15 protein-coding genes and 1 pseudogene are annotated in these 18,400 nt (G+C 73.4%); 7 read left to right on the plus strand and 9 right to left on the minus strand.

Translation table 11 applies throughout. From position 1 onward, the window contains the following. Positions 1 to 94: 94 nt before the first annotated feature. Positions 95 to 670, minus strand: a complete 576-nt coding sequence (locus ABZ990_RS18560) for an XRE family transcriptional regulator (protein ID WP_361232177.1) — start codon at positions 668 to 670, stop codon at positions 95 to 97. A 376-nt stretch (positions 671 to 1,046) separates the two neighbouring features. Between ABZ990_RS18560 and ABZ990_RS18565 the strand changes: the two genes are divergently transcribed. Together ABZ990_RS18565 and ABZ990_RS18570 are read left to right on the plus strand one after the other, a co-directional pair. After that, positions 1,047 to 1,550, plus strand: a complete 504-nt coding sequence (locus tag ABZ990_RS18565) for a hypothetical protein (RefSeq protein ID WP_361232179.1) — start codon at positions 1,047 to 1,049, stop codon at positions 1,548 to 1,550. Between the two features lie 163 nt (positions 1,551 to 1,713). Beyond that, positions 1,714 to 1,933 (plus strand): annotated as a pseudogene (locus ABZ990_RS18570) (IS5/IS1182 family transposase); the annotation flags it as partial. 15 nt (positions 1,934 to 1,948) lie between these two features. Here the strand turns inward: ABZ990_RS18570 and moeZ are convergent. The 7 genes from moeZ to ABZ990_RS18605 form a co-directional block, all read right to left on the minus strand. Further along, positions 1,949 to 3,127 (minus strand): adenylyltransferase/sulfurtransferase MoeZ, encoded by a 1,179-nt coding sequence (moeZ, locus tag ABZ990_RS18575; protein WP_361232182.1) that lies wholly within the window; start codon positions 3,125 to 3,127, stop codon positions 1,949 to 1,951. A 78-nt stretch (positions 3,128 to 3,205) separates the two neighbouring features. Further along, positions 3,206 to 3,958, minus strand: a complete 753-nt coding sequence (locus ABZ990_RS18580; RefSeq protein WP_361232185.1) for a spherulation-specific family 4 protein — start codon at positions 3,956 to 3,958, stop codon at positions 3,206 to 3,208. After that, positions 3,946 to 4,908 (minus strand): NAD-dependent epimerase/dehydratase family protein, encoded by a 963-nt coding sequence (locus tag ABZ990_RS18585; protein ID WP_361232188.1) that lies wholly within the window; start codon positions 4,906 to 4,908, stop codon positions 3,946 to 3,948. Before ABZ990_RS18585 ends, ABZ990_RS18580 begins: the two co-directional genes overlap by 13 nt. A gap of 304 nt (positions 4,909 to 5,212) precedes the next feature. Continuing rightward, positions 5,213 to 6,547 carry a hypothetical protein gene (locus tag ABZ990_RS18590; RefSeq protein ID WP_361232191.1) on the minus strand — a complete coding sequence of 445 codons (1,335 nt, stop codon included), beginning with the start codon at positions 6,545 to 6,547 and terminating at the stop codon, positions 5,213 to 5,215. A 229-nt stretch (positions 6,548 to 6,776) separates the two neighbouring features. Beyond that, positions 6,777 to 8,651 carry a DUF3492 domain-containing protein gene (locus ABZ990_RS18595; protein WP_361232194.1) on the minus strand — a complete coding sequence of 625 codons (1,875 nt, stop codon included), beginning with the start codon at positions 8,649 to 8,651 and terminating at the stop codon, positions 6,777 to 6,779. A 209-nt stretch (positions 8,652 to 8,860) separates the two neighbouring features. Next, positions 8,861 to 10,279: a DUF3152 domain-containing protein gene (locus ABZ990_RS18600; RefSeq protein ID WP_361232380.1), complete on the minus strand. Its 1,419-nt coding sequence runs from the start codon at positions 10,277 to 10,279 to the stop codon at positions 8,861 to 8,863. Then, complete coding sequence (locus ABZ990_RS18605; protein WP_361232197.1) at positions 10,276 to 11,265, minus strand: alpha/beta hydrolase; 990 nt, start codon at positions 11,263 to 11,265, stop codon at positions 10,276 to 10,278. Before ABZ990_RS18605 ends, ABZ990_RS18600 begins: the two co-directional genes overlap by 4 nt. A gap of 218 nt (positions 11,266 to 11,483) precedes the next feature. Between ABZ990_RS18605 and ABZ990_RS18610 the strand changes: the two genes are divergently transcribed. The 4 genes from ABZ990_RS18610 to ABZ990_RS18625 all read left to right on the plus strand — a co-directional run bounded on the left by ABZ990_RS18610 (position 11,484) and on the right by ABZ990_RS18625 (position 13,710). Then, positions 11,484 to 11,795, plus strand: a complete 312-nt coding sequence (locus ABZ990_RS18610) for a hypothetical protein (RefSeq protein ID WP_361232200.1) — start codon at positions 11,484 to 11,486, stop codon at positions 11,793 to 11,795. A 275-nt stretch (positions 11,796 to 12,070) separates the two neighbouring features. After that, the gene (locus ABZ990_RS18615; protein WP_361232203.1) at positions 12,071 to 12,730 is read left to right on the plus strand and encodes a TetR/AcrR family transcriptional regulator; all 660 of its coding nucleotides are present in this window, start codon (positions 12,071 to 12,073) and stop codon (positions 12,728 to 12,730) included. A 237-nt stretch (positions 12,731 to 12,967) separates the two neighbouring features. Next, a complete protein-coding gene (locus ABZ990_RS18620; RefSeq protein ID WP_361232206.1) occupies positions 12,968 to 13,195 on the plus strand; it encodes a DUF3107 domain-containing protein in 228 nt (75 codons plus the stop codon). 245 nt (positions 13,196 to 13,440) lie between these two features. Then, positions 13,441 to 13,710: a hypothetical protein gene (locus ABZ990_RS18625; protein WP_361232209.1), complete on the plus strand. Its 270-nt coding sequence runs from the start codon at positions 13,441 to 13,443 to the stop codon at positions 13,708 to 13,710. A 221-nt stretch (positions 13,711 to 13,931) separates the two neighbouring features. On the opposite strand, the gene ABZ990_RS18630 is transcribed toward ABZ990_RS18625, so the two are convergent. Beyond that, on the minus strand, positions 13,932 to 14,663 hold the full coding sequence (locus ABZ990_RS18630) for a ferritin-like fold-containing protein (RefSeq protein WP_361232212.1): 732 nt from the start codon (positions 14,661 to 14,663) through the stop codon (positions 13,932 to 13,934). Positions 14,664 to 15,180: 517 nt separating this feature from the next. On the opposite strand from ABZ990_RS18630, the gene ABZ990_RS18635 reads away from it, so the two are divergent. Then, the gene (locus ABZ990_RS18635) at positions 15,181 to 18,285 is read left to right on the plus strand and encodes a DEAD/DEAH box helicase (RefSeq protein ID WP_361232383.1); all 3,105 of its coding nucleotides are present in this window, start codon (positions 15,181 to 15,183) and stop codon (positions 18,283 to 18,285) included. The last annotated feature ends 115 nt before the right edge of the window (positions 18,286 to 18,400 follow it).

Consider the following 18,400-nt stretch of genomic DNA (forward strand, 5'->3'; position numbering starts at 1 on the left):
ATCGCGCAGCCGGCGCAGGGCCGGATGGCGGCGTCTGATCCGGTTCAGGGAGGTGATCAGCGGGGCGATCGAGGTGCCGTCCCGCTCCGCCGACTCACACGGGCCTGGCCCGCTCCCACAACTCCTCGGCATGCTCCGCGAATCGCGACCACATCCCGCCCGGACCCTGCCGCCGCAGATGCAGCAGAGGCGAGTCGTGTCCCGCCAAGCGGGCCAGATGCGGAGTGACGAGTGCGTCGCCGTCGAAGCGGAAGACGGAGAGACTGACGTGATTGGCCGCGTCCTCGGGTGCGCTGTAGCGCACCTCCACCCCGTCGACCGCGCCGAGCCGGGCCAGCTCCCCCAGCGTCATCCGGATCCGCGCCGAGACGGACAGGGCGACGTCCTCGACGATTTCCCGCTGCCGCGTCACCTCGCCCTCCGGGTCCCCCAGGAGGAACCGCACACGGCAGCCCGCTTCCGCCTTCCGGCGGATCGTCTCGGAGAACGTCGGGACCTGGGTCCAGAAGAAGTAGTTGGTGTAGCCCGCGAAGAACAGCTCTTCCCCGGCCCCGGCGACGAGCTCCGCCCACACCGTGGACGGGCACGCCGATCGATACGGATAGCTGTGGACGATCTCCCGGTCACCGCCGGTCTTGATCCGGCCCTTCACTGCCTGTGGCCACGGCATCTCTTCGTCCATTCCCTGCGCGCGTGCGGCGTCTTCACGAGTCCCAGGGGGCAGATACCCCACTTCGCCCGCGCGTCCACCGGCGCACGCGCGCACGCACGCGACAACACCGGACATCGCGACCGCCGGCCGAGAACCCCCGCGCATGACGACATGACGAAGGGGGCCGGATCAACCAGCGGCGGATCCGGCCCCCTTCCCACACCTTCAGCCGACGGCTAGCCGGCTCCCCCCAGTCCCGGCGCTCTGCCGGGGTCTCTCCACTCGCGGACGGCGTTACGGATTGGTCGAGTTGGCGGCGACGAGCTAGCATCTCCCGTTCCGTGATCAAGATATCTTCGGGGGGAACGAACCGATGCTGAAGCGAGCAATGCGGGTGGGCACCACTGTTGCGCTGGCCACCGCCGCCACACTCACCCTTAGTGGTCCGGCCCAGGCCAGCACCGGCCAAGAGATCTGCTACCAGGCCCATGTCCAGGACCGGGGTTGGCTGCCTTGGGCGTGCGATGGAGCCTGGGCAGGCACACGAGGCGAGGGCAAGAACCTGGAAGCCCTGCGCGTCAAGACGAACTACGGGGAGATCTGCCTGCGCGCACACCGGTCACGCTACGGCTGGGACTCCACAGAGCAGTGCGCCAAGCCGGGGAAGACGATACAGATCGGCACCGAGGGCATGAACACTCCGATCGAGGCGATCGAGTACGTCGAGCGATCCGGCAGCGCGGGCGGCTATGTGCTCTCGACCGCCCACCTCCGGGACAAGGGCGACGTTCCGCACTACCGGACCTACACCTACCGCCCCGACTGGAACTACTACGCAATCCTCGGCACCACCGGTGAAGCGCGCCCCATGGAAGCCGTCCGGTTCAACTGGTTGTAGTCGGTTTCCGTCAACGCCTTCCATCGATTCACGAAGGTCGTTGACAGCAGTGTGTACCAGCGCCTCGCCCCCCGTCATGCAGGGCCGAGGCGCTTCCTGTTCCAGCGAATACCTGAGCGTCATACCTGGACACCTGCGGCGACACGGTATCCGGCACACGATCCCGGAGAAGACCGACAGCCAGGCCGCCCGCCTGCGTAAAGGCTCACGCGGCGGACGGCCACCCGGCTTCGACGAGGACCGCTACAGAAACGCAACACCTCGAACGAGCGATCAACCGCCTGAAACAGTTCCGAGCCGTCGCTACCCGTTACGGCAAACGCGGCTATGTCCACCTCGGCACCGCAACCGCCGCAGCCCTCACCATCTGGCTACGAGCATGATCGACCGGACAGCTCCTAGTACACCGGCTTCTGCGGCTCGATCTGGTTCACCCAGCCGATCACGCCGCCACCCACGTGCACCGCGTCCGAGAAGCCCGCGGCCTTGAGGACGGCCAGGACTTCCGCACTGCGGACACCCGTCTTGCAATGCAAGACGATGCGCTTGTCCTGCGGGAGGTCCTGGAGGGCGGTGCCCATCAGGAACTCGTTCTTCGGGATCAGGCGGGCGCCGGGGATGGAGACGATCTCGTACTCGTTCGGCTCGCGGACGTCGATGACGTCGATGTTCTCGCCCTCGTCCATCCACTCCTTGAGCTGCTTCGGAGTGATCGTGGAGCCGAGCGCCGCCTCCTGGGCCTCCTCGGACACGACGCCGCAGAAGGCCTCGTAGTCGATGAGCTCGGTGACGGTCGGGTTCTCGCCGCAGACCGCGCAGTTCGGGTCCTTGCGGACCTTGACCTGGCGGTACTGCATCTCCAGGGCGTCGTAGATCATCAGCCGGCCGACCAGCGGCTCGCCGATGCCCGCGAGAAGCTTGATGGCCTCGTTGACCTGGATGGAACCGATGGACGCGCACAGCACGCCCAGCACGCCGCCCTCGGCACACGAGGGGACCATGCCCGGCGGCGGGGGCTCCGGGTAGAGGCAGCGGTAGCAGGGGCCGTGCTCGGACCAGAAGACCGAGGCCTGGCCGTCGAAGCGGTAGATCGAGCCCCACACGTACGGCTTGTTCAGCAGCACGCACGCGTCGTTGACGAGGTAGCGGGTGGCGAAGTTGTCCGTGCCGTCGACGATCAGGTCGTACTGGCTGAAGATGTCCATCACGTTGTCGGCTTCGAGCCGCTCTTCGTGCAGGACGACGTTCACGTACGGGTTGATGCCGATCACGCTGTCACGCGCGGACTCGGCCTTGGAACGGCCGATGTCGGCCTGACTGTGGATGATCTGGCGCTGCAGGTTCGACTCGTCGACCTCGTCGAACTCGACGATGCCGAGCGTGCCGACACCGGCGGCGGCCAGGTACATGAGGGCGGGCGAGCCGAGGCCGCCGGCGCCCACGCAGAGCACCTTCGCGTTCTTCAGGCGCTTCTGGCCGTCCATCCCGACATCCGGGATGATCAGGTGGCGCGAATACCGACGGACCTCGTCGACGGTGAGCTCGGCAGCCGGCTCGACCAGGGGTGGCAGCGACACGGGGACTCCAAGGTCATCCCCGCCGTGACGGGGAACGGGACAGTCATCGTTCTCCGTGCAACAGTGCCACGCCTTATTTCATTCCGAGACTCCCTGTCCGATCCGCGAGACGATTTCGTCCCAGTAGCCGGGCAGGGCCTGGAATGGGGTGTTTTGTTCGGGCGCGGCCCGGCGGTCGGTCATGAAGACCGTCCCCGCGCCCTGCCAACGGGCGACCCGTAACGCCTCCTCCAGATGGGTCCGGGGGACCCCGTGCACCAGATGGACGAACTTCCGCTCCGGATGCTCCGCCGTCCACTCCGGCGCCTGTGACCAGCGATATTCCGCCCAGGGGCCGGAGAAGGTGACCAGTTGGTCCGCCATCTCCGCGTACCCCGGATACGGATGAGCGCCGTGCCCGAGGACCAGATGGGCCGCGCCGTCCGTCAGTACTTCCAGGGTCGCGGTGATCCGCCGTACCCCCGCCAGATCCGTCCGACCTGTGGGACAGCTGTCCAGGTAGTAACCATCGACCTTGTACCAGTCGAGGAAACGGACGGCGTCCGCGACGACCTCGTCGTACGGCCGCGCCCCGTCCGCCAGTCCGATGTGGCCGAGCAGACGGACCCCCGCCCGGCGCAGCATCCCGGCCGCCTCCCGGCAGTACGGGTCGGGCCGGTCGCCCGGGCCGCCCCCGACATCGAGGACGGCCCAGTGCACCGGGGCGCCGGGGCGGGCCAGTTCGGCCCACTCCAGGGGGGCGACCAGGGGGTGGGCGTACCCGGGGACGCCCACCCCCATCCCGACCGCCGTCCCCGTCCCGGCGACCCCGGCGGCGGTCAGATGCGGCACGCCGCCTCCATCCAGATGTCCGCCAGGGACTCCTCCAGATTGATCCGGGGACGCCAGCCGAGCCGGTCGCGCGCGGTGCGCACGTCGGCCTGCTGCCAGGGGCCGCAGCCGTCGGGGTACGGGTACGGCGCGGCGGCCAGTTGCTCGGCGATGGTGGCCTCGGTGCGCTGGGCGCCGATCACCGCGCGCGGCGGCGGGCCGTCGAGCTCGTGGAGCTGGCCGGCGTATCCGGCGACCCTCGCCAGGATGGCGGCGGCGTCGCGCAGCTTCACGGCCCGGCCGGTGCCGATGTTGACGACGCCCTGGGCGGCGGAGAGCGAGGCGGCGTGCACGGCCCGCGCCACGTCCCGTACGTCCACGAAGTCGCGCTGCACACCGAGCCCGCTGAGCTTCAGCTCGCTGTCCCCCGCCTGCATGGCCCGGCGCAGCGCCTCCGCGAGCCGGCCGAGCGGCGAGCCCGCCGGGGTGCCGGGGCCGACCGGCGAGAAGACCCGCAGCACGACCGCGTCGAGCCCGGAGCCGAGGACCAGTTCGGTCGCGGCGAGCTTGGACACGCCGTACGGCCCGCCGGGGCGGGGCACCGCGTCCTCGGCGGTCGAGGAGCCGGGCTGGCTGGGCCCGTACTCGGAGGCGCAGCCGACCTGCACCAGCCGGGCGCCACAGCCGCTGCGGCGCAGGGCCTCGCAGACGGTGGCGACGGCCACGGTGTTGTGCCGGGTGAGGTCGCGGGCGCCGCCCCGGGTGGCCCCGGCGCAGTTGACAACGACTCCGGGGTGGACGGCGTCGAAGAAGCGGGTCAGCGCGCCAGGACTGCCGGTGGCGAGGTCGAACCGCACGTCGGCGTCGTCGCCTCGGCCGAGCGCGGTGAGGTGGACGGCGGGGTCGGCGAGCAGCCGGTCGGCGACGAACCGGCCGATGAATCCGTTGGCTCCGAGCAGCAGCACCCTCATCGCGCGGCCCCCTCGTGGCGGCCGGCCTCGGCCGTGGCCGCGCGCGCGGCCGTCGTGGGGAGGTGGTGCGTCATGTCTGTTTCGTCTCCTTGGAAGGTTCCGGTCCCGGAGAGGTCCCGGTACGGGGTGGTTCAGGGGTGATTCGGGGATGGTTCGGGGGTGGTTCAGGGTGGTCAGGAGTGGTTCGGGGTGGTTCGGGGTGGTGGTTCGCGGTGGTGGTACGGGGCCGGGCGGTCCGTGGCGGCGGTACGGGGTACGGGGTACGGCTCCGCCGGGGCGGCGGCCCGGGAGGGGCGACGCGCCCTCAGGAGTGGGCCGAGGCCCGGGACAGCGCCGTGGTGGCATGGACGAGCAGGGCGAGCGCCGCCGTGCCGCACAGCAGGACGGGCAGCGCCGCCGGGCCCCACAGTCCGGTGACGGCGCGGACGGGGATGCCGAGCACGGCGCAGCCCGGGAGGCGGGCGGCGAGGACGCTCGCGACGGCGAGGGCCTCGGCGGCGCAGGTCACGCCGAGGGCGAGGGAGGCCGCCTCGGTGAAGCCGTACGCGACGAGCAGCCGGGCGGTCAGCAGCAGCGCGCCGAGCGCGAGGGCGCCGGGGTGGAAGCCGGTGAGCGCGAGCAGCCCGGCGAGGACCACGACCGGGACGGCGACGGCTCCGAGCAGCAGCGGGCGGGTGCCCGCGGCGAAGGCGGCCGGACCTCGGCTGACGGCGAGCCGGCGCCGGGCCCGGACGGCGAACATCCGGGCGCACCAGACGGCGGGGGCGACCGCGAGGGCCAGGGCGAGCAGCGGTCCGGTGTCCACGTCCCAGGCACCCCCGGCGCCCGCCGCCCAGGCGTCCCCGCCCCCGGCTCCGGCCGGGTCGAGCGGTGTGACGAACGGTGTGACGAACGGTGTGACGACGGCCGGCGCGTGGTCGGGTCCGCCGCGCAGCACCTGGTCGAGGAAGCCGTCGCCGGCCGCCGCGTACGCGAGCAGCCACAGGGTCCACAGCCCGGCGGCGGGCAGGAGCGGTCCGGTGGCCGTCAGCGGGCCCCGGCGTACGGCGAGGAACAGCGCCGCGCCGGTCGCGAGGGCCCCGAGGACACCGGCGGCGAGCCGCGCGGGTCCGGTGGTGAGGGCGAGTCCGGCGGCGGCGAGGAGGGCGGCGGCGCCGGGCGCGCAGGCGGCGAGCGCCCAGCCGGCCCGGTCGGTCCAGGCGGCCCAGGTGGTCGTACGGGGAGCGGCGGGGCTGGCCGTGCCGTCGGCACCGGCCCTGCCGTCCCCGTCACCCACGCCATCCGTACCGTCCGTACCGTCTGTGTCGTCCGTGTCGTCTGTGTCGTCCTGGGGCACGCGCGCGTACAGCTCCTCGGCGAGAGAGAAGACGTCCCGGTGCCGGAACCACGCGGCGGTGCGATCGGTCATGCCGTGCGCTTCGAGTCCGGCGGCGATCTCCAGCGGGTCGACGGCGCGCCGGCACAGATCGCGGTGGCGGTGCAGGAGCGCCTTGACCGGGTCGGCGGACCGCTCGGGCCCGCGACCGTGCCCCTGCCCCTGCCCCTGGCTTACGGCTCCCGGCGCGGGCGTGCGTACGGCATCGGCCGCCGGCCGGGGCGACCCCTCCCGTACCTCCCGCGCCTCTGGCACCTCACTCACCTCCCGTACCTCCGACATCTCCCGCACCTGCTGAATCGCTTCCGCAGCGACAGCGATCACGGCCGGGACAACGGGCGCGGAGGCGGTGGCGGCGGTGGCGGCGGGGCCGGCGGAGGCAGCACTGGCGGCGGGCCGTACCGGCCCCGGGGGCGCGAGTAACGCCTCGGAGCTCGGATCCCACGGGCCGGGGCTGATCGGAGTGGCGGAGCCGCGCATGGGCCTGCCTCCTTCATCGGACATCGAGGTCTCCCGGGGCGGCGGCGCTCGCGGGGGTGGCGACCGGCCGGCCCGCCCAGCGGCCCGGTACATGGGCCTCGGCCGGGTGGGCGAAGAGCACACCGGGGGTGGTGCGGTGCGGGCGGACGGGGGCGTGCGAGAGCAGTTCGAGGTAGGCGCCCCGGTACGCCGCAAGGTTCTGCTCCACCGTGAACAGCTCCAGGGCCCGCGCGCGGGCCGCCGCGCCCAGGCGGCGCCGGCGCTCGGGGTCGCGCAGCAGCGCGAGGCAGGCGTCCGCGAACGCCTTGGGATTGCGCGGCGGGACGACGAGTCCGGTGCCGCCGACGATCTCGACGACCGCGCCCACGTCGGTCGAGACGGTGGCCCGCGCGCAGAACATGGCCTCGACCAGACCGACCGGAAAGCCCTCGGCGACGCTGGAGAGCACGACGACCGCGCTGGAGGCGTAGGCATCCTCCAAGGTGGGCGCCCCGGGGCCGCCCAGCTCCTCGAAGGAGACGGGGCGCTCTGCGACGGCACGGGTGCCCGCCCCGGCGGCCCCGGCGCCCGTCTCACCCTCGTGGGGACCCGCGGCGGCGGGGAAGAGCCGGTCGGCCAGGTCCCGGCAGGTCGCGAGGTACGCGGCGGCGGTCGCGTCCCCGTCCCGTACCGGCGTGGCGATGATCCGCAGCCGGGCGTCGGGCCGGCGGTGCCGTATCCCGGCGAAGGCGTGCAGCAGGGCGACGAGGTCCTTGGAAGGCTCGACGCGGCCGATCCAGGCGAGAGTGGCCGGGTCGCCGCTGTCCTCGTGCTCGCCCGCCTCGGCGAAGCGTCCGGCGTCCATGCCCGGATGGACGGTGCGCAGCCGGGCTGGGTCGGCGCCGCACTTCTCCTGCCAGCGGCGGACATGCGCGCTGCCGGGGGCGAGCAGATCGGCCCGGCGGCCGATCTCGCCGGCGAGCCGTCCGTGGAGACCGGCGAGCAGGGCGCGGACGGGGGTGGTGAGCGGAGCTTCGGCGGCCTCCAGGTAGTGGGCGCGGAGCCGGACGGCGTGCTCGGTGACGAGGAGCGGGGTGCCGAAGAAGCGTTTGGCCAGGAGCCCGGGGAGGGCGGCGGGGCCGCCCGAGAGGGCGTGGCAGAGGTCGGCGTACCCGAGACCGCAGCCCTCGCCATCGCCATCGCCGCCGGTAAACCCCCGGCCGTCCGGTCCGTCGTACCAGTCGAGGGAGAGCGGGCGCAGGACGCGCTCCATCCGCTCGATGAAGGCGAGGTGGTCGCGCAGGCCCGCGGCGGCGACGGCCCGGCGGGCGCCGGGGGCGCGGCAGGCCGATTCCAGGACGCGCAGCGCGGTCTCGGAGCGGAGCGCGGCGGGAAGTCCCCCGTATTCGCGGGCGAGTTCGGCGAGTGCGTAGAGCCCGGCGGCGAACCGCCCGGCGCCCGCCGCACGCTCCTGCCCCTGGGCCTGCCCCCGCACCGGCTCCTGGACCGGCCCCTGCCCCTGCCCTTGCCCCTGCTCCGGCTCGGGTACGACGTCGGGTACGGCATCGGGGTCGGCGGCGCAGACCCCGTGCGCGAACTCGGTGAACGCGGCCTCGAACCGCCGTCGTTCACGGCGCCCGTACCCGCCCCTGCCCCCGGCCCAGCCCCCGTTCCGGCCCGCGCCCCGGCGGGGCTCCTCGTCTCCGGCGCCCCACAGCGCGGCGGTGTGCGTGCTCAGGACGTGCGGGGGCAGCGGCAGCCGGCCGGCCGCCTCCTCGCCGGGGCCGCCGGTCAGCGCGTAGAGGTCGAAGGTGTGCGGCGCGAGCCCGCGCACGAGCCGGTCGCACCAGAGGGCGGATTCACCCGTGACATACGGATAGCCACCCTCCGTGAGCAGTCCGATCCGCATGCGTGCACCCCCGCTCTCCCATGACGGCGGTCACCGGTCGTTCCGGTGACCCGCGGCGGGAAGAACGTAAGCGGACCGATGGGGGCCGCGATGGACGGTTGTCCCACGCACCACCGGAAGGGGTGAATGCACGTAACTTTCCCGCCCCGCGCGCGTTTCGTCGCGCTACGGGGCGGGCGAATCACCGTGCGCACACGCCTGACGAGGCGTCACGCGTCGGGGTGCACCCAGGAGTTGGGAAGGCACTTGATGCCGTCGATGTCGAGGGACTTGGTCTGCTGCTGCATCACCGGCGCGAGCTTGCCCGGGGTACGGCAGCTCTCGTGGCCGTGCCCGAGCCGGTGCCCGACCTCGTGGTTGATGAGCATCTGCCGGTACGCGTGCATCGCCTGCTGCCCGAAGGTCGGCGAACCCTGCGCCCAGCGGAACGCGTTGATCATCACGCGCTCGGTGGAGGCGGAGTCGCACGACACGTTGTCGACCGTCGTGTCCAGGCCGGACTTGGCGCACCAGGCGCCGGTGGTACCGGGGCTGGCCAGGGTGATCACGAAGTCCGCCGGCCCGCTGGAGACCCGCTCGAAGGTCATCTCGCCGTCGCCGGCCCAGCTGCGCCGGTCGTTGAGGGTGCGCTGGACGGCCTGCGCGAACAGCGAGCCGTCGAGCCCGAGCTCCTTCTCGATGTCGACCCGGTAGCGGTACTTGCGCCCCTTGCCGGGCGCCTTGTCGGCGCCGGGAACGGTCTCGAACCGCCCCGGCCCCTTCATCTTCGGGTCGATGGGGAAGGTACGGGCCATCAGCTGGTCGTACGTCGGCGGCGCGGCCTGATCCGTAGCGCCGTCCTTGCCGTCCCGGTCGCCGGAACGGGAGGCCGGGGACTGTGCGCCCGCCCGGCCCGTGTCGTCGGCCGAACGGGCCTGCGCCGCCCCGTCGGACGGGCTGTCGGCGACCTGGCCGGCGACGACCACGGCGAGGACCGTGGTGATCGCGGCTGCGGCGATCCCGGTGAAGGTACGGCCCATCCCGCCGCTCCGGCCCTCCGACCGCTCGGACGGTCGATCGGCCGGGCTCTCTGCCTGTTCCCGATCCGGCGGCCACGCGTCGCCGGTCCCGGCCGTCCCGCCCTCGGCGGGCGGCGGGGTCTCGCGGCGCGGCCCGGGTATGAACGGGGCCGCCGGGCCGGATTTCGTATACGGGTAGCGGGCCGGTGGCACGGGCCCCGTGCTCTCGTCGTGGACCGGGTGCCCACCGCCGCGTACGGCGGCCGGGCCGGGTGCGGCCGGCTCGAACGGCGCCCGCAGCCGCGGAACGGCGGTCTGCCCGGTATGCGGCCCCTGGCCCTGCCCCGGACCCTGCCCCTGACCCTGGTGGGGAGGGTGTCCCTGATACGGATTTCCGGGGTTCCCGGGATTCGCTGCGTTCCCAGGGTGTCCCTGATGCGAAGGAGGTCCCGGGTAAGGGGACTGTCCCTGATCGCGTCCCTGCTGTGGGGGTGGCGGTTCGTCCCGCCTGCGTCGACCCGGCCCCGGCCCGTTCTTCGGCCCGGTGCTCTCCCCCTGCCCCGTCGTCCCGGTGTCGTCCACCGGTGTCTCGGGGTTCTTGCGACGATGTCGTCCCACGGTCCGGTTCAGCTCCCGCCCTCGGCCGCCGCCCCGCCCTCGGCGTCGGTGATCAGCTCCCGTACCGCCGTGGCGACGGTGCGCGGATATTCCATCATGGCCACATGTCCCGCCTCGGGGAGCGTGAGCAGCCGCGAGCCGCGGAACGCGGCGGCCGCCTTGCGCGCCATCCGGTACGACACGAGGCGGTCGCGCCCGCCGTACACGAGGAGGGTGGGGGCGAGGACCCGTTCCGCCTGACGCCACAGGCCATGCTGCCCGCCCAGGGTGTACGCGTCGACGATGCCACGCGAGGAACGGGCCATCGCGTCCCAGAAGTACGGCAGTTCAAGGCGGCGTTCCATCTCCTCGACGGCCTGCCGCAGGTCCTCCTCGGTGGCCCGGCGGGGATCGCCGTAACAGAGGGAGAGGACACCGAGCACCCGCTGCTCGGCCGTCCACTCCCGGGTGAGCTTCGCGAGCACGCCCGCGACCCCGGGCACCGCGAGCAGCACCGTCGGCCACGCGGTGCGCTGCGGGCGCAGCTCGGGCAGCGCCGGGGAGACCAGCGTCAAGGTGCGCACCAGGTCGGGGCGCACGGCGGCGACCCGGGTGGCGACCGCGCCGCCCATCGAGTTGCCGACCAGGTGCACCGGGCCCCGGCCCTCGGCGTCCAGCAGCCGGATGACCGCGCGGGCGTGACCGGTCACCGAGTAGTCGCTGTCGTCCGGTGGCGGCGAGTCGCCGAAACCGGGCAGGTCCACCGCGGCGCCGTCGACCAGGTCGGACAGCAGCGGCATAAGGCCCGACCAGTTCTGCGAGGAGCCGCCGAGCCCGTGCACGTACAGCGCGGGCGGCAGTCCGGGACGGTCGCCGGGGCGGGTCCGCAGGTTCAGGGTGAGGCCGGGGAGGGTGACGGACCGCGTCTCCTCGCCGTCGGCGATCCGGCCGGTGCCCGGCGGCACCGTCACGGGAGTTGCGGCCGCGGTCCGTGTTTCCGGCAGCTCGGTCGAGGACATGGCAGCGATATTACGAGACGATCACGCCGGGGCGTGTGTGGGTGCCGTCACAGGCTCGGGTGCGCCCCTCCGGCGAAGCTCCTACGCTCGGAAGTAAGGGCACCGGCGACGACCGTCGGTCCGGCCCCACGGTCCCCATGACCCTCATGCACCCCATGGCGCTCATGGCCCCTGGCCCACCGGCCCCGGCCCGTGGACCGCTCGACGGAAGGAGCCGCATGACCGCCGACCCGAACGAGAAGACCAAGACCGGCAAGGCCGGCACGGCCGACAAGACGGATGAGGCACGCGAACCGGTCGAGGCGCGGCTCCCCGGCGGCGCCGGGGAGAAGGACACGTTCCCTTCGGAGCACGACGTCCCGATCGAAAAGGAAGTGCCGGAGGCCGACGCGGCCGACCAGCGCAAGGAAGTACTCCAGCGCGAGGACGAACCGCTGAGCCGGCTGCGGCGGCGGCGCGACCAGGCGAACGAGGCGGACATCGTCGAGCAGGGCCGGGTCGTCGCGGTGGACGAGGAGGACTACCGCTGAGGACGGGACCCAGTGCGGACCCAGCCGGCGCGAACCCGGTACGGGTACGGGCCTGGCCGGTACGGCCCCGGCGCGGGCCGGACCCGGAAGGGCGCCGGGCAGGCCCCGGACGCCCGGGCCCCGGACCCTCGGATCAGGGAGATGACCTTTCCCCCTCGCCCTGAGCGTCCGGTCCGTGAAATTCTGCGTGCGCACCGCGCACGGCCGCGTTACCGAAAAGTACGATGTCGGGCGCGACGCCAGTGCGCACATGGATCGAAACTTTGGGAGGCGGCGTGAGCGCCATCGAGCAGACAGAGGCAGCACGCCCTCGGGGCACGCGCCTGCCGCGCCGTGCCCGACGGAACCAGCTCCTCGGCGCGGCCCAGGAGGTGTTCGTCGCCCAGGGGTACCACGCGGCGGCCATGGACGACATCGCCGAGCGGGCCGGCGTCAGCAAGCCGGTGCTGTACCAGCACTTCCCGGGCAAGCTGGACCTCTACCTCGCCCTGCTGGACCAGCACTGCGAGGCCCTGCTCCACTCGGTGCGCACGGCGCTCGCGTCGACCTCGGACAACAAGCTGCGCGTCGCCGCCACCATGGACGCCTACTTCGCGTACGTCCAGGACGAGGGCGGCGCCTTCCGTCTCGTCTTCGAGTCCGACCTGACCAACGAGCCGGCCGTGCGCGAGCGCGTCGACCGGGTCTCGCTCCAGTGCGCGGAGGCGATCTCCGAGGTCATCGCCGAGGACACCGGGCTCGCGAAGGACGAATCGATGCTCCTGGCCGTCGGTCTCGGCGGCGTCTCGCAGGTCGTCGCCCGCTACTGGCTGTCCAGCTCCTCCCCGGTCCCCCGCGACAAGGCGGTGACGCTGCTGACCTCGCTGGCCTGGCGCGGCATCGCCGGTTTCCCGCTGCACGCCACCGACGGACAGCTGACCGCCGAGGGCCACTGAGCATCGGCCCCGAGGCACCGGCCCCGGGTCGCCCGTCATCGGGCCCCGGCTCCGTCTCGCGGGCTCCGGACGAATAGCCGAGCAGGGCCTGTCCTCCACCCCTCACCGGGCGGATGACAGGCCCTGTTCGCTCTTGGCGTGCCATGCGCGGGCCGTACCCGTCCCCTCACCGGGCTAATGTGGGCGGGTACGGCGCGGGATCCTCGCGCAAGGCTGACCGTTCGGAGGGACATAGCCGTGGAGGTCAAGATCGGCGTGCAGCACGCACCCCGGGAGATCGTGCTGGAGAGCGGACAGTCCGCCGAGGAAGTCGAGCAGGCGATCGCCGACGCGCTGGCCGGCAAGTCGCAGCTGCTCAGCCTGACGGACGAGAAGGGCCGCAAGGTCCTGGTGCCGGCCGACAAGATCGCTTACGTCGAGCTCGGCGAGCCGGCGGTGCGCCGGGTGGGCTTCGGCGCGGTCTGAGGCACCGCCCGGAACGGGCAGGCGAACGAGAGGGCCCGGCGGACGCGTTGACACGTGTCCACCGGGCCCTTCGCCGTATCCGGGGCGGGCGGCCGAGGCGCGTGTCGGGGATGTGGATCAGGGGTGTGGATCAGGGTTCTCTCAGGGGTGTCTCAGGGTCGGCGGGAGGATTGTCGTCCGGAGTGATCGGGTAGTACGGATGTGACCGCACTGCCCGCCCCGCATCCTCCGCGAGGTGATCCCCCGTGTTCCTGGAAGCCCTCGGTTCCGCCCTGCTCGGTGCCGCCCTGGCCTGGACCGCCGCGCATCGGTTCGCCGGCCGCCTCCCCGCACGTGCCGCCGTACTGCTCACCGGTGCGCTCGGCGCCGTCTTCGGCGCCCTCGTGACCCATGGGGCGATCGGTCCCGGGCACTTCCTGGTGACCCTGACCGGCGCCGTCGTGATCTCGGCCGTCCTGCTGTCGCTGCTGCTGCGGCCGGCCGCTCGGCGGCTACGAAGCTCGGCGGCGGCCTGACGAACCCGGCGGCGGTCGGCGGTACGACGGCTGACGAATCGTTACGGCATGACGGCGGGCGCCCACGTGGGCCCTCACGGGCGCGTCCGCGCACACGAACGGCCGGACCTCCCTCGCGGGACGTCCGGCCGCGTACGTACGCGATCGGTGGCCGGGGCCGTAACCCCATAAAGCCGTGAGCCGTGAACCGTGAGCCGTGAACCGGCGGGGAGCGGAACGCCTCAGGCGGCGAGGCCCAGGGCGGCCATCCGCTTGGTGTGCGCCTCGGTGATCCGCGAGAACATCCGGCCGACCTCGGCGAGGTCGAAGCCCGCGGCCATCCCGTCCACGCCGCCGACCAGCATCGTCGACAGCGCGTCGCGCTCGGCGACCACCCGCTGGGCCTGCGACAGGGCCTCGCCCATCAGCCGGCGGGCCCACAGCGCGAGCCGTCCACCGAGCCGCGGGTCGGCGTCGATCGCGGCGCGGACCTTCTCGACGGCGAAGTTGCCGTGGCCGGTGTCGTCGAGGACCGACAGCACCAGGGCGCGGGTGTCGGTGTCGAGCCGGGCCGCGACCTCACGGTAGAAGTCGCTGGCGATCGAGTCGCCGACGTACGCCTTGACCAGGCCCTCCAGCCAGTCCGACGGGGCGGTCTGGCGGTGGAAGTCGTCCAGCGCGCGGGCGAACGGCTCCATGGCCTCGGTCGGCTCGGCCTCCACGGCGGCGATCCGGTCGCGCAGCCGCTCGAAGTGGTGGAACTCGGCGGAGGCCATCTTCGCCAGCTCCGCCTTGTCCGCGAGGGTCGGCGCCAGCTTGGCGTCCTCGGCGAGCCGCTCGAAGGCCGCGAGCTCACCGTAGGCGAGGGCGCCGAGCAGGTCGATCACGGCGGCCCGGTACTGCGGCACGGCGGAGGCCGTGGCCCAGTCCTGGGCGGCGATTCCGGTGGGTGTGGCGTTGTCAGGCGTCTCCATGAGCCGCACAATAGCCCGCTCCGCCGGTCCGTCCGGGGCCCGGCCCGCACCGGTGCGGCCCCGGTACGGCCCCGGTACGGGCTCGCGACCGCGACCTCGTCCGGAATCTTCCCGACACACATGCGCGATTACGGGGTACAGTGGTAATGCGCCTGCCGAGTATGCGGACAAGTTTTCGCACGTTCGGACGTACCCGGTGGGCCGACATGAATGAGGATGCCCGGTCGGTGGCCCGATCGGCTCCGGCCCGACAACCCTTCCGGCGGACCCGCGGAAGGGCCCCTCAAGCGGATACGACGCTCGAGCGACGGCAGTGGTCCCGCGCCCTACCGGGCGGCGATCCTCGCGATCCCGCCGACGGCATGCGGCACGGTGAGACCCCCTTCGTTCGCCTCGTACCGCGTCTCACAGAAGAGGCAGCACCCTGAGTACGACCTTCCGAGAGCTCGGGATCCTTCCCGAGACCGCCGAGGCCCTCGAAGCCGTCGGCATCGTGACCCCCTTCCCCATCCAGGAGATGACGCTCCCGGTCGCCCTCTCGGGCACCGACGTCATCGGCCAGGCCAAGACCGGTACGGGCAAGACCCTCGGTTTCGGTCTGCCCATCCTCGAGCGCACCGTCGTCCCCGCCGACGCGGAGGCCGGGCGTGCCAAGCCCGAGGAGCTGACCGACACCCCGCAGGCGCTCGTCGTCGTCCCCACCCGTGAGCTGTGCCAGCAGGTCACCAACGACCTGCTGACCGCCGGCAAGGTGCGCAATGTGCGCGTCCTCGCCATCTACGGTGGCCGCGCGTACGAGCCGCAGGTCGAGGCGCTCCAGAAGGGCGTCGACGTGGTCGTCGGCACCCCCGGCCGCCTGCTCGACCTGGCCGGCCAGCGCAAGCTCGACCTGTCGAAGGTCAAGACCCTGGTCCTCGACGAGGCCGACGAGATGCTCGACCTGGGCTTCCTGCCCGACGTCGAGAAGATCATCAACATGCTTCCGGCGAAGCGTCAGACCATGCTGTTCTCGGCGACCATGCCGGGCGCGGTCATCGGTCTGGCCCGCCGCTACATGTCGAAGCCCACGCACATCCGCGCCACCGCGCCGGACGACGAGGGTGTGACCCACGCCAACATCGCGCAGCACGTCTTCCGTGCCCACAACATGGACAAGCCGGAGCTGGTCTCCCGCATCCTGCAGGCCCGCGGCCGCGGTCTCGCGATGATCTTCTGCCGGACCAAGCGCACCGCCGCCGACATCGCCGAGCAGCTGGAGCGCCGCGGTTTCGCCTCCGGCGCCGTCCACGGCGACCTCGGCCAGGGCGCCCGTGAGCAGGCGCTGCGCGCCTTCCGCAACGGCAAGGTCGACGTGCTCGTCGCCACCGACGTCGCCGCGCGCGGCATCGACGTCGAGGGCGTCACCCACGTCATCAACTACCAGATCCCCGACGACGAGAAGACGTACCTCCACCGCACCGGCCGCACCGGCCGCGCGGGCGCGAGCGGTACGGCGATCACCCTCGTCGACTGGGACGACATCCCGCGCTGGCAGCTCATCAACAAGGCGCTCGGCCTCGACTTCCACAACCCGGTCGAGACGTACTCCAGCTCGCCGCACCTCTACGAGGCCCTCGACATCCCCGCCGGCACCAAGGGCATACTGCCGCGCGCCGAGCGCACCCGTGCCGGTCTGGACGCCGAGGAGCTGGAGGACCTGGGCGAGCCGGGCGGCCGTCGTGGCCGTTCCGGGCGTCCGGAGCGCCAGGACCGTGAGAAGACCGAGGAGCGTCCGGCCCGGACCCGCACCCCGCGTCAGCGTCGCCGCACCCGCGGTGGCGAGGGCGCCGAGGGCGTGACGGCCGAGCAGACCGCCACCGAGCAGACCACCGCCGAGGTGACGACCGACGGGGCCGAGACCCCGGCCGGTCCGCGCCGCCCGCGCCGTCGCCGCACCCGCGGTGGCGGGGTCGGTGCCGGTGTGCCGGTCGCGGGTGCCGCGACGGCCCAGCCGGCCGCCGAGGCCGCTCCCGTGGAGGCTCCCGTCGAGCCCGCGCCCGTGAAGGCCGAGCCCGCGCCCGTCGAGACGGTCGAGGCTCCGGCCCCGGTCGTCGAGGCCCCCGTTGTCGAGGCCCCGGCTGTCGTCGAGACCCCGGCCGCCGAGGCCCCTGTCGCCGAGAGCCGGCCCCGCCGCCGTCGCGGCCGTGGCGCCGGTGCCGAGGCCCGTACGGCCGAGGCGACCGCCGAGACCGTGGCCGACTCCGCGCCGGCCGCCGCTCCCGCCGAGGAGGCGCCGCGTCGCCGTCGTGGTGCGCGTGCGGAGGCCGCCGAGCCGGTCGAGCGTGCCGAGGCGCCCGCCGCCGAGGGCCGTGGCCGCCGTTCCCGTGGTGGCCGTGGCCGTACGGCCGAGGCGCCCGCCGCCCCGCGTACCGCCGCCGTCGCCGAGCCGCGCCAGCGGGCCGCTTCCGCGCCCGTCTCCGCGCCGCGCAAGCGTCCGGTGCGTCCGCGCCGGTCCGAGGAGGGCGTGGGCTTCCAGACGGTGGAGACCGCCGCCGCCGCGCTGGCCGCCACCAAGTCCACCAGGGGCGCGGCCAAGGCCGTCCCGGCCCAGGCCGTCGAGGAGCCGAAGCCGGCCCGTAAGGCCGCGGCCCCCGCCGCCGCCACGGCCGCCGTCCCGGCTCAGGCGACCGCCGCCCCGGCCACGTCCGGGCCGCGTGCCCGGCGCCGTGCGACCCGTCCGGCGACCAACACCACCGAGCCGGCCGCCGCGCCGAAGGCCGAGGAGCCGGTGGCTCCGCAGGCCGCCCCCGCGCCGGTGGAGGAGCCGAAGCCGGCCCGCCGCCGGGCGACCCGTCGGGCGTCGAGCCCGGTGACGTCGACCGCGGGCACCGGTGCCGTGGTGATCGTCGGGTCCGCCCCGGCCACCGCGCCCGTCGTGGAGCCGAAGGCTGTCGCGCCGAAGGCTGTCGCGCCCGAGGTGGAGACGGTCCAGGCCGAGGCGCCGAAGAAGGCGGCCCCGCGCAAGCGGACCGTCAAGAAGGCCACCGCCGAGCCGGTCACCGAGACCGCCGTCACCGAGGCGAAGGCCGACGAGCCCGAGGCCCCCAAGGCCCCGCGCAAGCGCGCCACCGCCAAGAAGACGGCTGCGGCCGAGCCGGTCGCGGAAACGGTCGCGGAGCCCAAGGCCGACGACGCCGTCGAGGCGCCGAAGACCGAGGCCCCGAAGAAGGCGGCCCCGCGCAAGCGGACCGTCAAGAAGGCCACCGCCGAGCCGGTCGCCGAAACCACCGTCACCGAGGCGAAGGCCGACGAGCCCGAGGCCCCCAAGGCCCCGCGCAAGCGCGCCACCGCCAAGCGGACCGTCGCCAAGACGGCCCCGGCCGAGACGGTCGCGGAGCCCAAGGCCGACGACGCCGTCGAGGCGCCGAAGAAGGCGGCCCCGCGTAAGCGCGCGACCACGAAGAAGGCGGTCGCCGCCGTGGCCCCGGACGCGTCCGAGCCGAAGACGACGCCCCGGCGCCGTACGGTGAAGAAGGCCGCCGAGACCGTGTCGGCCGAGACTCCGGCCGCCGCGGAGCCGCAGGTCAAGAAGGCGGCGCCGCGCAAGCGCGCCACCAAGAAGGCCGCCGCCCCCGAGGCGTAAACGGCGAACGGCACGACGGCCTGAATGAAGGCCCGGCAGCCGAAGGCAGCAACACAGTGGCCCGGTTCCTCCTGGAGGGACCGGGCCACCGTGCGTACGGCCTCCTGGCTCCTGG

The sequence above is a fragment of the Streptomyces sp. NPDC046203 genome (assembly GCF_040646255.1).
GTDB lineage: Bacteria > Actinomycetota > Actinomycetes > Streptomycetales > Streptomycetaceae > Streptomyces.

Coding starts and splice junctions, on each gene's coding strand:
- ABZ990_RS18560 (WP_361232177.1), bottom strand. CDS start 670: ATGCCGTGGCCACAGGCAGTGAAGGGCCGGATCAAGACCGGCGGTGAC.
- ABZ990_RS18585 (WP_361232188.1), bottom strand. CDS start 4,908: ATGAGGGTGCTGCTGCTCGGAGCCAACGGATTCATCGGCCGGTTCGTC.
- ABZ990_RS18595 (WP_361232194.1), bottom strand. CDS start 8,651: ATGCGGATCGGACTGCTCACGGAGGGTGGCTATCCGTATGTCACGGGT.
- ABZ990_RS18605 (WP_361232197.1), bottom strand. CDS start 11,265: ATGTCCTCGACCGAGCTGCCGGAAACACGGACCGCGGCCGCAACTCCC.
- ABZ990_RS18610 (WP_361232200.1), top strand. CDS start 11,484: ATGACCGCCGACCCGAACGAGAAGACCAAGACCGGCAAGGCCGGCACG.
- ABZ990_RS18630 (WP_361232212.1), bottom strand. CDS start 14,663: ATGGAGACGCCTGACAACGCCACACCCACCGGAATCGCCGCCCAGGAC.
- ABZ990_RS18635 (WP_361232383.1), top strand. CDS start 15,181: ATGACGCTCCCGGTCGCCCTCTCGGGCACCGACGTCATCGGCCAGGCC.